Raw genomic sequence first — 13,835 nt, 5'->3', positions numbered from 1 at the left:
TCGACGTTCCATTATGCCGCGTCTTTCGGTCGTGCAGCGCATCCGGTAAAGTGGCCCCATGCACCTCGTCCTGATCAGCGGCCTGTCCGGCTCGGGCAAGTCCATTGCCCTGAACGTCCTCGAAGACGCCGGCTACTTCTGCGTCGATAACCTGCCCACCTCCCTGCTCCCCGCCCTGGTCGAGCAGCTCGAGGCGAGCGGCTACCAGCGCGTCGCCGCGGCGGTGGACGTGCGCGCCGGCGCCAGCCTGGAGGCGCTGCCGGGCATCCTGGCGGAACTGCGCCCGCGCATGGACCTGCGCTTCCTGTTCCTCAATGCCAAGGACGACACCCTGGTCAAGCGCTTCTCCGAGACGCGCCGCCGCCATCCCCTGGCCCGGGACGGCCGGGCGCTGCTCGAAGCCATCCGCGAGGAGCGGGAGCGCCTTGCCGACATCGCCGACCTGGGCCACCACATCGACACCTCGGACCTCAAACCGGCGGTGCTGCGCGAGTGGGTCAAGCAGTTCGTCTCGATGGACCCGGATGCCGGGCTGACCCTGCTCTTCCAGTCCTTCGGCTTCAAGCACGGCCTGCCCCAGGACGCCGACCTGGTGTTCGACGTGCGCTGCCTGCCCAACCCCTACTACGATCCGACCCTGCGCCCCCTGACCGGCCTCGACCAGCCGGTGATCGACTTCCTGGCGGCGATCCCCGACGTGGCGGCCATGGCCGAGGACATCCGCGCCTTCGTCGCCCGCTGGCTGCCCGCCTACATCCGCGACAACCGTTCCTACCTGACCGTGGCCATCGGCTGCACCGGCGGCCAGCACCGTTCCGTCTACATGAGCGAATGGCTGGCCCGCCACTTCCGTGCCCACGGCGCCCTGGCGGGCGCCCCCGCGGCGCCCGCCGTGCCCCGGGTACTGGTGCGCCACCGCGAACTGAGCGGCGTGCCGGCCGCTGCCAGCTGAGGCCGCCGGCGTGGCCCGCAGCACCCTTGCCGCGCTTTCCGCGGCGACGGCCTACCCCTGGCACCGCCTGGTCCGCCCCGGCGACTGGCTGGTGCTGGCCGGTGGCGCCGTCCTGACCGCCGCCAGCGCCGCCCTGTTCTGGCAGCAGGGCGCCGCCGAGCGTGCCGTGGTGCGCCAGGAAGGGCAGGTGGTGGCCGAACTGGCCCTGACCGTGCCGCGCACCCTGGACGTGGCCGGCCCCTTGGGCACCACGGTGATCGCCGTCGAGCACGGCCGCGCCCGGGTGATGTCCGATCCCGGCCCGCGCCAGCTGTGCGTGCGCCAGGGCTGGCTGGCCCGTCCCGGCGAAATGGCCCTGTGCGCCCCCAACCGGGTCAGCCTGACCATCGCCGGCGGCAAGGGCGCCTACGACACCCTGGCCTACTGATCCCATGGCCTCGCCTTCGCCCGGCACCGTCGCCATTCCCCTCGGTCCCGAGGACTACCGCATCGCCCGGCTGGCGGCGGCGGCCATCGGCCTGGCCCTGGTGGACGCGGTGATTCCCTCGCCGCTGCCCGGGGTCAAACCGGGGCTGGCCAACATCGTCACCCTGGTGGTGCTGGTCCGCTACGGCTGGGGCGCAGCGGCCTGGGTGAGCGGCCTGCGGGTGGTGGCTGGCAGCCTGCTGCTCGGCCAGTTCCTCGCCCCGGGGTTCTTTCTCGCTGCCGCCGGGGCCCTGGCCAGCCTGCTGGTGCTGGCGCCGGTGGCGCGCCTGCCGCGGCGCTGGTTCGGCCCGGTGACGGCCTCGGTGCTGGCCGCCCTGGCCCACATCGGCGGCCAGTTGCTGCTCGCCCGGCTGTGGCTGATCCCCCACGACGGCCTGTGGGTGCTGCTGCCGGTGTTTTCCGCGGCGGCCCTGTTCTTCGGCACCATCAACGGCCTGATCGCCGCCAGGTTGCTGGCCGAGGCCGACGCCGGCCCCACGCCTCCGCCTTCTCCGGAAAAATCATGAATACCGCCAAGACCGTCTGCCTGGCCTTCACCGGCGCCTCGGGCCTGCCCTACGGGGTGCGCCTGCTCGAATGCCTGCTCGCTGCCGGCTGCCGTGTGCAGCTGCTCTATTCGTCGGTGGCCCAGGTGGTGGCCCGCCAGGAGATGGACCTGGAACTGCCGGGCCGGCCCAAGGAGGCGGAAGCCTTCTTCCGCCAGCGCTTCGCCGCCCTGCCCGGTACCCTGGAGGTGTACGGCCGGGAGGAATGGTTCGCCCCGGTGGCCTCCGGCTCCAATCCGCCGGACGCCATGGTGGTGTGCCCGTGCACCATGGGCACCCTGGCCTCGATTGCCGCCGGCCTGGCCGACAACCTGATCGAGCGGGCCGCCGACGTGGCGCTGAAGGAGCGCCGGCCCCTGATCCTGGTGCCCCGGGAAACGCCGTTCTCGACCCTGCACCTGGAGAACATGCTGCGCCTGTCCCGGGCCGGGGCGGTGATCCTGCCGCCCAACCCGGGCTTCTACCACCATCCGGAGACGGTTCAGGACGTGGTGGATTTCGTCGTCGCCCGCATCCTCGATCACCTGGCGGTGCCCCATACCCTGATGCGCCGCTGGGGCGAGGAGGCGTGATGGGGCTGGGCGACTGGCTCAAGCGCCATCTGGGTGACGGCTCGGCGACGGAAACGGCGCTGCCCGAAACCCTGGACATTCCCCTCTTTCCCCTGGGCACCGTGCTGTTTCCCGGCGGCGTGCTCGGGCTGAAGATCTTCGAGGCCCGCTACCTGGACATGGCTGCCGCCTGCCTGCGCGAGGACGTGCCCTTCGGCGTCTGCCTGATCGCCGAGGGCAAGGACACCGGTACCCCGGCGGTGCCTCACCCGGTGGGCACCCTGGCCCGCCTGACCCGCTGCGACATGGAGCAGCCGGGCATCCTGCTCGCCTCGGCCCAGGGCGGGCGGCGCTTCCGCATCGTCGAGCGGCGCATCGAGGCCAATGGCCTGCAACGGGCCCGGGTCGAGCTGCTCGCCGAGCCGCCCCCCGCCGCCGTGCCCGAGGCCCTGGCCGGGCTGGCGCCCCTGGCCCGGCGCATCGCCGCCGACCTGGGTGAAGAAAAAATGCCTCCGCCCCACGATTTCGCCGACGCCCTGTGGCTCGGCTACCGCCTCGCCGAGGCGATGCCGGTGCAGCCCCTGGCCAAGCAGAAGCTGCTGGAACTGGACGATCCCCTGTCCCGGCTGGAAATCCTGCATACCTACCTGGCCCAGCGGGGCTTGGTGCAATGACGCAATGACGATGTGGTCGAAAAGCCGGACCGCCGCCCGGGCGGTGCGGCTGGTCGCCGTGTTCTGCTTGGGCGAGGTGCTGACCATGTCCGGCTTCGCCCTGGTGCCGGTGCTGCTGCCCCGCTTCACCGCCGAATGGGGCCTGTCGGCCACCGAGGGCGGCTGGCTGGGCGGGGTGTTCTTCCTCGGCTACGTGGCCGCCGTGCCGGTGCTGGTGGCCGCCACCGACAAGCGCGACGCCCGCCGCGTCTACCTCGGCGCCACCCTGGTGAGCGGCGCCTCCCTGCTGCTCTTCGCCCTGTGGGCCCGGGACTTCGTTCCCGCCCTGCTGTGCTGGATGGGCGCGGGCCTGGGCCTGGCCGGCACCTACATGCCCGGCCTGCGCGCCCTCACCGACCGGCTCGACCCCGCCCACCAGTCCCGCGGCACCGCCTTCTACACCGCCACCTTCGGCGTCGGCGCCGGCCTCTCTTACCTGCTCGCCGAAGGCGCCCAGCGCCTCTTCGACTGGCCCTGGCTGTTCGCCGCCGCAGGCTGCGCAGTGCTGGCCGCCGGCGCTCTGGTGGCCTGGGGCGCGGGACCCCGTCCGCAACCCCAGGCCGGAGCACCGGAGGGCGCGGTGGCGTCGGTGGCGGCCCAGGACGACGGCTGGCGCGGCGTGCTGCGCGATCCGCGCATCCTGGCCTACTGCGGCGGCTACCTGGGCCACAACTGGGAACTGTTCGGCTTTCGCGCCTGGCTGGTCAGCTACCTGGGCTGGCTGCATGCCGCCGAGCCCTCGGCCCTCACCGCCATGCCCGGCGTGGCGGCGGCAGTGGCCACCTTCTGCGCCGTGCCGGCCAGCATCCTCGGCAACGAAGGGGCGCACCGCTGGGGGCGGCAGCGCTGGTTGGCCCGGGTGATGCCTCTTTCGGCCCTGGTGGCCTTGGTGGTGGCCGGCTTCGGTGGCGCGGGCCTTGGCGTGGGGAGCGGCGCCGGCATGGGCGGTACCCTGACCGTGGTGGTGCTGGTGGCCTACGCCGCCACCATGAGCCTGGATTCGGCGGCCCTGACCGCCGGGCTGATCACCGGCACCGACCCGGGGCGGCGCGGCAAGGCCCTGGCGCTCTATTCCTGCCTCGGCTTTCTCGGCGCCTTCATCGGCCCGGTGGCCTTCGGCATGGCCCTCGACGCCTTCGGCCGGGACCACCCGGCGGGCTGGGCCGGGGGCTTCGTCACCCTGGCCCTGGCGGTGCTGCTCGGCTGGGCCGCCCTGGTGCGCCGGCCCTTGGCCTGATTGGGGCCGTTGGCGGTTGCCCGCAGCGGGGACGCATTGGGTACGCGGTGCTCGGCTCGTACCAGGCCCGTACTAGGCACCCATCGGGTTAATCCCGGAGACATCCCGGGCAGGTCGGGGGAGCGCGTCGAGCGCTTGCTAGCGGCGATACATTAATAAAATTAATGTATCCGGCTGAATGAAAAGCGAAGGTCCGCGCCAGTCGCCGAGTTTGGCGGTGCGGCCAAAAAAATACATGAAGAAAATTAATGGATCGGCGGCGGCGCGTCAGCCCGCCAGCCCCGGCGGCAGGCCGTCCAGGTCGCGCAGCAGCTTGCGCAGGGGCGCCGGCAGGGCGGCCGCGGCGGTGTCGCGCCAGTCGATCCAGGTCGCCGCGGAATCTGCCGTCAGGGTGCCGCTGCGGCCGACTCGGCACAGCAGCGGGGTGATGTGCAGGCGGAAGTGGCTGAAGGTGTGGGGGAAGGGCGCCAGGGTCTGCTGCTTTTCCAGGCGGCAGCCGTAGCGGGCCAGGGTTTCCTCCAGCCGGGCGGCGTCGTCGATTTCCGGCAGGGCCAAGAGGCCGCCCCAGATGCCCGTGGGCGGGCGCCGTTCCACCAGCAGTTGCGGCCCGTCGCTGATCACCAGGCAGATGGTGTGGCGCTCGGGCAGCGTCTTGGCCGGCTTGGCCTCGGGCAACTCGTCCTGGCGCCCCTCGCGCCGGGCGACGCAGATGTCGTGCATCGGGCACAGGGCGCAGGTGGGGCGGCGACGGGCGCACAGGGAGGCGCCCAGGTCCATGACACCCTGGGTGTAGGCCTCGATCTCGCCAGGCTCATCGCAAGCCGGCAGCAGGGAATCGGCCAGCTGCCACAGGCCCTTTTCCACCTTGGGCGTGCCGGGAAAGCCGGTCACGCCGAAGCAGCGGGTCAGTACCCGCTTGACGTTGCCGTCCAGGATGGCGCCCCGGTGGCCGTAGGCGAAGGCGGCGATGGCCGCCGCCGTGGAACGGCCGATGCCGGGCAGCTCGGCGATCTGCGCCGGGTTCCGGGGAAAGGCGCCGCCGTGGTCGCGCACCACCGCCACGGCGCAAGCGTGCAGGTTGCGCGCCCGGGCGTAGTAGCCGAGGCCGGCCCACAGCTCCAGCACCCGCTCCAGGGGCGCCGCCGCCAGGTCGGCGATGGTCGGGAAGGCCTCCAGGAAGCGCCCGTAGTAGGGGATGACGGTGGCCACCTGGGTCTGCTGCAGCATGATCTCGGACAGCCAGATGCGGTAGGCGTCCCGGGTGTTCTGCCAGGGCAGATCGTGGCGGCCGTGGCGCCGCTGCCAGGCGATCAGGCGGTCGGAAAAGTCGGACATGGGTAGTAGTGCGCCGGCGGGGGAATGAATCGGGGCGGGATGGAAGGCGGGATTCTAGCGAGACTGGCCCTGCGTCGCTGGCCGGGGATTTGCCCGGGTTATGCGTTATCGCTAAACTCGCCAGCCTCCGATGCCCTTGGCATTGCTGCTGGTTCGCCCGCCATCGCTCTCCTGTCATGACTACCATCCAAACCCTGATCGACAACGTCGAGACGGTCATCGTCGGCAAGCGCCCGGTGATCGAACTGGCGGTGATTACCCTGCTGTGCCGCGGCCACCTGCTGATCGAGGACGTGCCCGGCACCGGCAAGACCATGCTCGCCCGGGCCCTGGCCAAGTCGGTGTCCCTCGACAGCAAGCGCCTGCAATGCACCCCGGACCTGCTGCCCTCCGACGTCACCGGGGTGCCGGTGTTCAACCAGAAAACCGCCGAGTTCGAGTTCCGCCCCGGGCCGGTGTTCACCAACATCCTGCTCGCCGACGAGATCAACCGGGCCACCCCCCGGGCCCAGTCGGCCCTGCTCGAATGCATGGCCGAGTTCCGCGTCAGCGTCGATGTGCATACCTACGACCTGCCGCCGATCTTCATGGTCATGGCCACCCAGAACCCGATCGAGATGGCCGGCACCTACGTCCTGCCCGAAGCCCAGCTCGACCGCTTCTTCATGCGCCTCAAGGTCGGCTACCCCTCGGTGGCCGAGGAAACCCGCATCCTGTTCGGCCAGGCCAGCGGCCATCCCATCGACACCCTGGCGGCGGTGGTGGACGCCGAGGCCATCCAGGCGGCCCGGCAGGCGGTGCAGGCGGTGCACCTGGAAGCCTCGGTGGGGGAATACATCGCCCGTCTCACCGCCGCCACCCGCCAGGACGGCGACCTGCGCCTCGGCGCCAGCCCCCGGGGTACCCTGGCCCTGGCCGCCGCGGCCCGGGGCCTGGCCCTGCTGCGTGGCCAGCCCTACGTCACCCCCGATCTGGTCAAGGCCATGGCCGCGCCGGTGCTCGAACACCGCCTGATCGTGCGTCCCCAGGCCGCCGCCCAGGGCATCACTGCCGGCGCCGTGCTTGCCGCCCTGCTCGACACCGTGCCCGCGCCGGTATGAGCCGGACGGCCACGGCGCGGGACTGGCTGCAGCGCCACCAGCGCGCCCTGGTGCTGGCGCTGGTGACGCTGATGGCCTACGTGGCGGCCATCAACCGGGGCAACACCCTGGCCTGGGGCGTGGCCGCCCTGCTGCTGTCCACCCTGATCACCGGCTTTGCCTGGCCCTACTGGCTGGTGCGCCGCCTCAGCGTCGTGCGCACCGGCCCGGAGCGGGCCAGCGAGGGGGAAACCCTGCTGTGGCGGATGCAGGTGCACAACCGGGGCTGGATGCCGCGCTTCATGGTCGAACTGACCGACCGCCTGCCCTTCGTCGGCGCCGCCGGTGGCAACCCCGCCCCCGGACCGGTGGTGCTCGGCCAACTGGCCTACCTGCCCGCCGGTGCCAGCCGCCAACTAGACTTCCAGTTGCCCTGCGAGAAGCGCGGCCGCTACCGGCTCGGCCCGGCCGGGTTGGCCGCCAGCTTTCCCCTCGGGTTGGCCGAGGCGCGCCATGAGGGCAGCGACGGCATCCAGACCCTGCTGGTCTATCCCCGGGTCTTTCCCATCGTCACCCTGCCGCTGCGCGGCTCCCCCAGCCTGATCAACCGCGGCGGACTGCCCTTGCCGGACGGCTCGGGCAGTGCCGACTTCGCCGGGTTGCGCGAATACCGGCGCGGCGATAACCCGCGCCACGTGCATTGGCCCACCAGCGCCCGCCTCAACGAGCTGATGATCCGCGAGTTCGAACCCTTGGCCTCCGCCGCCCTGTGCCTAGCCCTGGACCTGTCGCCCGGAGCCAACGTCGGCCTGGGGCGGGAGGCGAGCGGCGAGTACGCGATCCGCATCGCCGCCTCCATCGCACGCTATGCCTGTGAGCAGGCCATGCCGATCCGCCTGGAGGCTGCGGGGCGCGATGCGGCGGTTCTGAGCATTCCCGCCGGCAACGGCGAGCTGCATTATCGGGAGTTGCTCGAATTCCTGGCGGTGGCCGAACTGGCCTCGCCCTGCCCCTACGCCCGGGTGCTCGAACGGGTCGCCCAGCAGTGCCAGCCCGGCGAGACCGTGGTGGCCCTGCTCGCGCCGCCCCCGGCCGAGGCGGCGGACGTGCTGCGCGCCCTGGCGCTGGTGCGCAGCCAGGGCGCCCACCTGCTGGCGGTGCTGCTGGAGCGGCAGTCCTTCGCCGCCGGGGCCGAGCCGTTGTCCGAGGTGCTGACGGTCGGCCTGCTCGACCTGGGCGCCCAGGTGCTGACGGTGCGCCAGGGCGACGACCTGATCCAGGTGTTCAACCCATGAGCCAGCCGCAACCCCTGACCTACCTGCCCGCCTACCTGGGGCTGTTCGCTGCCCTGGTGCTGGCCTTGGCCAGCAACGCCTTTCTCGACCTCCACTACGGCACCTTCGCCTTCGAGACCGGGTTCTGGGCGATCCTGTTTGCCGTCACCCTAGGGGTGGGCTACCTGCAGCGAGGCGAAACCCAGGATTGGGGGCGGGCCTGGCAAAAGAGCGTGGCGGTGCTCACCGTGCTGCTTTTCGTCGTCGTCTTCATGCGCGTCTGGGGCATGCCCCGAGCGGCCGTCGGGCTTCTCGCCGGGCTGCAGGCGGCCAACAACTGCGTCGCCACCACCCGCCGCCAGCTGTACCTGGGCCTGCTCGGCGCCACCTCCCTGGTGGTCTTTGCCGCGGCCCATCACCGGGCCGACTGGACGCTGCTGTTCTACATCCTGCCCTTCGTCGTGGCGGTGGTGCTGACCCTGGTGGCGGAGCAGGTGAACCGCCGTGGCGAGGAATTGCAGCGCCAGTCCCTGGCCGGACGCACCCTGGGCGGGCAAGGCGTGGCCATCGTCGCCGCGTCGGCCCTGATCCTGGCGCTGGCCGGCGGGCTGTACCTGGTGACGCCCCAGGTCAGCCCTTTCGCCCTATCCTGGCGCCATGGCCTGCCCGCTCCGGTGGGAGAGCTAGGCGGCACGACGGGGATCGGCGGGCAGGGTGGTAGCGCTGATGGTGCCGGGGGCGGTGGGGGCGGCAGCGCTGGTTCGGCTGCGGCCGGGCAGGAGGAGGACACCGGCCCAAGCCGGGGCTGGCCGAGCCCGGGGGAGATGCGCGCCGCCGCCAACCGGCCCGGCATGCCCGAGTGGCAGGCCGGCGCCATGCGTGCCCTGGCTGACCTGAGCGAGTCGCTGCAACAGACCCTGCAGCCGGTGGCACGGATCGTCGCCGACTGGTGGGAGGCTCTCAAGGAATGGCTGAAGCAGCACCGCGCCCAGATCGTCGCCACCCTGATCCTGGCGGCGTTGCTGGCCATGCTGGTGGCGGCCTGGCGCCTGTGGCGCGAAACCCGGCCGTTGCTGTGGCTGCTCACCCGGTTCGACTACCTGCGTTATGTCGTGTTGGGTCGGCCGGCAACCGGGAGGCGTGGGGTGGTTCAGCTCTACCGGGCCGTCGAGCGCCTGTTCGCCGCCCGGGGCGAGCCCCGGGCACTGGGCGCGGCTCCCCGCGAGTACGGCCGCTGGCTGACCGCCCACTACCCCGATCTGCGCGCCGACCTGGAGGCGCTGATGCGGGCCTTCGAGCGGGTGCGCTACGGCGAGGCCGAGGTGCGGCCCGAGGATCTGGCAGCCATGCGCCTGACCTACCGGCGCCTGTTCCAGGGTGCCGCCCAGTACGGTTGACCGGTCGAGCGGCTGAGCGGGCCCTGGGCCGGGGTCAGGCCATTAAACCTTGACCGGCTTGACCCGGCTGGCGGCCAGCTTGGCCCGTTCCCGGGCCTGCTCGATGTCGCTGCCGGTGGCCACGGCCACGCCCATGCGGCGCTTCTTGAAGCTTTCCGGCTTGCCGAACAGGCGCAGGTCCGAGTCCGGCACTTGCAGGGCCTCGGCGACGCCTTCGAAGGCGATGCCTTTTTCTTCCATGCCGCCGTAGATCACCGCCGAGGCGCCGGGGGCGCACAGGCTGGCGTCCACCGGCAGTCCGAGGATGGCTCGGGCGTGCAGTTCGAATTCGGACAGGCGCTGGCTGGCCAGGGTGACCAGGCCGGTGTCGTGGGGGCGCGGGCTGACTTCGGAGAACCACACCTCGTCGCCGCGGATGAACAGCTCGACGCCGAAGATGCCGCGGCCGCCCAGGTTGCCGGTGACCTTCTCGGCGATCTCCCGGGAGCGGGCCTTGGCGGCGGCGCTCATCGGCTGGGGCTGCCAGGATTCGACGTAATCGCCGTCCACCTGGATGTGGCCGATGGGCTCGCAGAAGAAGGTTTCCACCTGGCCCGAGGCGCCCACGGCGCGCACGGTCAGCTGGGTGATCTCGTAGTCGAATTTGATGAAGCCCTCGACGATGATGCGCGCCTGCTTCACCCGGCCGCCGGCCTGGGCGTAGTCCCAGGCCTTGGCCACGTCGTCCGGGCCCTTCACCAGGGACTGGCCCTTGCCCGAGGAGGACATCACCGGCTTGATCACGCAGGGGTAGCCGATGCCCGGCTGGCCGTCCGTGCCGTCGATGGCGGCCTGCAATTCGGCCTGGGAGTCGGCGAAGCGGTAGGGGGAGGTGGGCAGGCCCAGTTCCTCGGCGGCCAGGCGGCGGATGCCTTCCCGGTTCATGGTCAGCTTGGCGGCTCGGGCGGTGGGGATCACCTCGGCCAGGCCCTCTGCCTCGATCTCCACCAGGGTGTCGGTGGCGATGGCCTCGATCTCGGGCACCACCAGGTGGGGCTTTTCCAGCTCGATCAGGCGGCGCAGGGCGGCGCCGTCGGTCATGGAGATGACGTGGGAGCGGTGCGCCACCTGCATGCCCGGGGCGTTTTCGTAGCGGTCCACGGCGATCACTTCGACCCCGAGACGCTGCAAGGCGATGATCACTTCCTTGCCCAGCTCGCCGGCGCCGAGCAGCATGACGCGCAGGGCGGAGGGGGACAGGGGGGTGCCGGGGCGCAGGGTCGAAGGGGCGGGCATGGCGGATCTCCGTGGCAGGGCAGAATGATGGGCGGCGCCGATGGTAGCACGGCCTTTTCCCCGTTTTTTCCGCTTCGCCGGGCCGCCCCGGGGCACCGGGTCCGGGCGTGGGCCGGTGCCGGCGGCGGACTGATGTAAAATCGCGCCTTTTGCCCGCGCCGTCATCATGACCCTCCGTTCCGCCGTCGACAGCCTGGCCGACGCTCCCCCGTTCGATTCGCGGGAACTCCGGGATACCCTGGGGCGTTTCGCCACCGGCGTCACCGTGGTGACCACCCTGGACCCCAACGGGGTGGCGATCGGCCTGACGGTCAGCTCGTTCAACTCGGTATCCCTGGAACCGCCGCTGGTCCTGTGGAGCCTGTCGGCCGATTCCCCCAGCCGGGAAGCCTTCGAATCCGCCCACTACTACGCGATCAACGTGCTGGCGGCGGACCAGGCCGGCGTGTCCAACCAGTTCGCCTCGCGCCTGGCCGACAAGTTCGACGGCGTGGACTGGCGTCCCGGCGCCGGCGGCGCACCCCTGCTCTCGGGCTGCTGCGCCTGGTTCGAGGTGAGGAACACCCAGCGCGTTCCCGGCGGCGACCACCTCATCTTCATCGGCGAAGTGGTCGGCATCGACCGGGACCCCTCCCGGGCGCCCCTGCTGTTCCACGACGGCCGCTACCGCCACCTCGGCGACGTCTCCCAATAAGACAAACAGGCGCGAAAATGCATTGACAGATCGTTTTCGCTTTTTTTATAATCTTGCGCTCACTTGGGGGTCGGTAGCTCAGTCGGTAGAGCAGCGGACTTTTAATCCGTTGGTCGAGAGTTCGAATCTCTCCCGACCCACCAATGACCGCTTGGTAGTTGCGGCAATGGCGAGTTAGACTTCGCAAGCGCAGTAAAAACTGGGTCGTTAGCTCAGCTGGTAGAGCAGCGGACTCTTAATCCGTAGGTCGAAAGTTCGAATCTTTCACGGCCCACCAGTTTTAGAAAACCCCAGCCTCCGGGCTGGGGTTTTTGCTTTTCGGCGTGGCGATTCATGCACTTTTGCCGGGATTGCCCACGTTCCATGAAAAACCCCGCCGAAGCGGGGTTTTTTTGCGATTGGCCCAGTGCGCTCAGTGGATCACCATGTGGGTGAAGGGCGGCACGTAGGCCTGGAGGGTGACCAGGATGCCGACCAGGCAGGCCAGAGCTATGGAGTGGAAGAACACGTAGCGCAGGATGTCGCCCTCGTGGTGGAACCAGCGGGTCGCCGTGGAGGCCACCACGATCGACTGGGCGTCGATCATCTTGCCCATCACGCCCCCCGAGCTGTTGGCCGCGCCCATCAGGTTGGGCGAGACGCCGATCTGGTCCGCCGCCACCTTCTGCATGCCGCCGAACAGCACGTTGGAGGCCGTGTCCGAGCCGGTCAGCGCCACCCCCAGCCAGCCCATCAGGGTGCCGAAGAAGGGATAGAGCACGCCGGTCTGGGCGAAGGCCAGGCCCAGGGTGGTGTCCAGCCCCGAGTAGCGGGTCAGGGTGCCCAGGGCCAGCATCAGCACGATGGTCAGCAGGGAGAACTTGACCAGCCACAGGGTCCGTCCGTAGCTGGCGATCAACTGGAACGGGTTGTACTTCATCACCAGCCCGCCGACCAGGGCCGCGACGAAGATGCCGGTGCCGGTGGCCGAGAGCAGGTTGAAGATGTAGACGGCCCCTTCCTTGGTCGGCTTGGTCACCACCGGCGGCATCTTCTCGATCAGCTGGTGCAGCCCGTCGATGGGGAACTTGGGCGCGTACAGGCCGTTGAGGAAGTCCTTCACCGGCGGCAGGCCCCAGATGAAGACGAACACGGTGAGGATCACCCAGGGGGTCCAGGCGCGCACCACGTCGGCGGTGGGATGCTTGACCGGCTTGCTGGCTTCCTGGCCCGGGTCGCTGTCCTCGTGGCCCCGGAGCGAGGTCTTGGTCCAGATTTGCTTGGGCTGCCAGACCTTGAGGAAGAGCACCAGGCAGGTCATCGACACCAGGGCGGCGATCACGTCCACCAGCTCGGGGCCGAAGAAGTTGGACACCAGGTACTGGGGAATGGCGAAGCTCACCCCGGTGACCAGGATCGCCGGCCAGATGCCCATCATGCCGCGCCGCCCGGCGAAGGCCCAGATCAGCCAGAACGGCACCATCAGCGAGAAGAACGGCAACTGGCGGCCGACCATGGCCGAGATGGCCATCACGTCGTAGTTGTGCACCTTGGCCAGGGTGATGATCGGCGTGCCCAGGGCGCCGTAGGCCACCGGTGCGGTGTTGGCGATCAGGGACAGGCCCGAGGCGGCCAGGGGCGAGAAGCCTAGGCCGATGAGGATCGCCGCGGTCACCGCCACCGGGGTGCCGAAGCCGGCCGCGCCCTCGAAGAAGGCGCCGAAGGCGAAGGCGATCAGCAGCAGTTGCAGGCGCCGGTCCTCGGTGATGCCGGCGATGGAGTCCTGGAGGATCTTGAACGAGCCGTTCTGCTCGGTCAGCTGGTGCAGGAAGATGATGTTGAGCACGATCCAGCCGATTGGCAGCAAACCGGTCAGACCGCCGAGCAGGGCCGCCTTGCCGGCCATCTCGGAGGGCATGCCGAAGGCGACGATGGCGATGACGATGGCGCTGACCAGGCCGGCGCCGGCGGCCACGTGGGCCTTCAGATGCAGGAAGCCGAGGCCGACCAGCATCACCACCACCGGAATAGCAGCCAGGGCCGTCGAGACGACCATGCTGCCGAAGGGATCGTAGATTTGTTGCCAGACCATGGGTACTCCTCTCCTTTGATGTCTTCCCCGGTGTTCTGATGGCGGCCCGTGGCTCGGGGATCGCGTCAATCGGCGGGTCGCAGGTGAGGGCGGATGCGGCTGCCCGTGGCCGGGCAACTTGTAAGACAACTTGCGCCGGCTGTGACGAGTATAGCGATTTGCGTAACCAAGTGTACTAATCGTAATTTCGTCGCCGTGGCGGGGCGGAACGGCCCGTAGAAACGCC

13 protein-coding genes and 2 tRNA genes are annotated in these 13,835 nt (G+C 70.2%); 12 read left to right on the top strand and 3 right to left on the bottom strand.

The genetic code is table 11. The features are described from left to right. Nucleotides 1–58: 58 nt before the first annotated feature. Genes rapZ through LWW89_RS02215 form a run of 6 tightly spaced genes read left to right on the top strand, consistent with a single transcriptional unit; the run spans nt 59 to nt 4,484 of the window. Entirely contained in the window at nt 59–952 is an 894-nt protein-coding gene (gene rapZ, locus LWW89_RS02240; RefSeq protein WP_293260496.1) for an RNase adapter RapZ, read from the top strand. A gap of 10 nt (nt 953–962) precedes the next feature. Next, a complete protein-coding gene (locus LWW89_RS02235) occupies nt 963–1,379 on the top strand; it encodes a NusG domain II-containing protein (RefSeq protein ID WP_293260493.1) in 417 nt (138 codons plus the stop codon). A gap of 4 nt (nt 1,380–1,383) precedes the next feature. Next, the gene (locus tag LWW89_RS02230) at nt 1,384–1,944 is read left to right on the top strand and encodes a Gx transporter family protein (RefSeq protein WP_293260490.1); all 561 of its coding nucleotides are present in this window, start codon (nt 1,384–1,386) and stop codon (nt 1,942–1,944) included. Beyond that, nucleotides 1,941–2,555: a flavin prenyltransferase UbiX gene (locus LWW89_RS02225; RefSeq protein ID WP_293260487.1), complete on the top strand. Its 615-nt coding sequence runs from the start codon at nt 1,941–1,943 to the stop codon at nt 2,553–2,555. Before LWW89_RS02230 ends, LWW89_RS02225 begins: the two co-directional genes overlap by 4 nt. Further along, entirely contained in the window at nt 2,555–3,208 is a 654-nt protein-coding gene (locus tag LWW89_RS02220; protein ID WP_293260484.1) for an LON peptidase substrate-binding domain-containing protein, read from the top strand. Before LWW89_RS02225 ends, LWW89_RS02220 begins: the two co-directional genes overlap by 1 nt. Before the next feature lie 10 nt (nt 3,209–3,218). After that, on the top strand, nt 3,219–4,484 hold the full coding sequence (locus LWW89_RS02215; RefSeq protein WP_293260481.1) for an MFS transporter: 1,266 nt from the start codon (nt 3,219–3,221) through the stop codon (nt 4,482–4,484). A gap of 267 nt (nt 4,485–4,751) precedes the next feature. On the opposite strand, the gene mutY is transcribed toward LWW89_RS02215, so the two are convergent. Continuing rightward, entirely contained in the window at nt 4,752–5,819 is a 1,068-nt protein-coding gene (mutY, locus tag LWW89_RS02210; protein WP_293260478.1) for an A/G-specific adenine glycosylase, read from the bottom strand. A 176-nt stretch (nt 5,820–5,995) separates the two neighbouring features. Here mutY and LWW89_RS02205 point away from each other — a divergent pair, with 176 nt between their 5' ends. Genes LWW89_RS02205 through LWW89_RS02195 form a run of 3 tightly spaced genes read left to right on the top strand, consistent with a single transcriptional unit; the run spans nt 5,996 to nt 9,569 of the window. Beyond that, nucleotides 5,996–6,919, top strand: a complete 924-nt coding sequence (locus tag LWW89_RS02205) for a MoxR family ATPase (RefSeq protein ID WP_293260475.1) — start codon at nt 5,996–5,998, stop codon at nt 6,917–6,919. Next, nucleotides 6,916–8,193 (top strand): DUF58 domain-containing protein, encoded by a 1,278-nt coding sequence (locus LWW89_RS02200; protein ID WP_293260472.1) that lies wholly within the window; start codon nt 6,916–6,918, stop codon nt 8,191–8,193. The genes LWW89_RS02205 and LWW89_RS02200 overlap by 4 nt, the downstream gene beginning before the upstream one ends. Next, nucleotides 8,190–9,569 (top strand): DUF4129 domain-containing protein, encoded by a 1,380-nt coding sequence (locus LWW89_RS02195; RefSeq protein ID WP_293260469.1) that lies wholly within the window; start codon nt 8,190–8,192, stop codon nt 9,567–9,569. Before LWW89_RS02200 ends, LWW89_RS02195 begins: the two co-directional genes overlap by 4 nt. 42 nt (nt 9,570–9,611) lie before the next feature. Here LWW89_RS02195 and purT read toward each other — a convergent pair whose 3' ends face one another. After that, nucleotides 9,612–10,826: a formate-dependent phosphoribosylglycinamide formyltransferase gene (purT, locus tag LWW89_RS02190; protein ID WP_365780949.1), complete on the bottom strand. Its 1,215-nt coding sequence runs from the start codon at nt 10,824–10,826 to the stop codon at nt 9,612–9,614. Nucleotides 10,827–11,010: 184 nt separating this feature from the next. Here purT and LWW89_RS02185 point away from each other — a divergent pair, with 184 nt between their 5' ends. The 3 genes from LWW89_RS02185 to LWW89_RS02175 all read left to right on the top strand — a co-directional run bounded on the left by LWW89_RS02185 (nt 11,011) and on the right by LWW89_RS02175 (nt 11,815). After that, on the top strand, nt 11,011–11,538 hold the full coding sequence (locus LWW89_RS02185) for a flavin reductase family protein (RefSeq protein ID WP_293260463.1): 528 nt from the start codon (nt 11,011–11,013) through the stop codon (nt 11,536–11,538). Between the two features lie 67 nt (nt 11,539–11,605). After that, nucleotides 11,606–11,681 (top strand) — tRNA-Lys (locus tag LWW89_RS02180). A gap of 58 nt (nt 11,682–11,739) precedes the next feature. Further along, nucleotides 11,740–11,815, top strand: a tRNA-Lys gene (locus LWW89_RS02175). 135 nt (nt 11,816–11,950) lie between these two features. On the opposite strand, the gene LWW89_RS02170 is transcribed toward LWW89_RS02175, so the two are convergent. Next, nucleotides 11,951–13,609 (bottom strand): L-lactate permease, encoded by a 1,659-nt coding sequence (locus LWW89_RS02170; RefSeq protein ID WP_293260460.1) that lies wholly within the window; start codon nt 13,607–13,609, stop codon nt 11,951–11,953. Nucleotides 13,610–13,835 lie beyond the last annotated feature (226 nt).

Origin of the sequence: Oryzomicrobium sp. (genome assembly GCF_021287045.1) — a bacterium.
Taxonomy (GTDB): domain Bacteria; phylum Pseudomonadota; class Gammaproteobacteria; order Burkholderiales; family Rhodocyclaceae; genus Oryzomicrobium.
The sequence above is the reverse complement of the archived record's forward strand: the minus strand, read 5'-3'. Positions and strand labels throughout refer to the sequence as shown.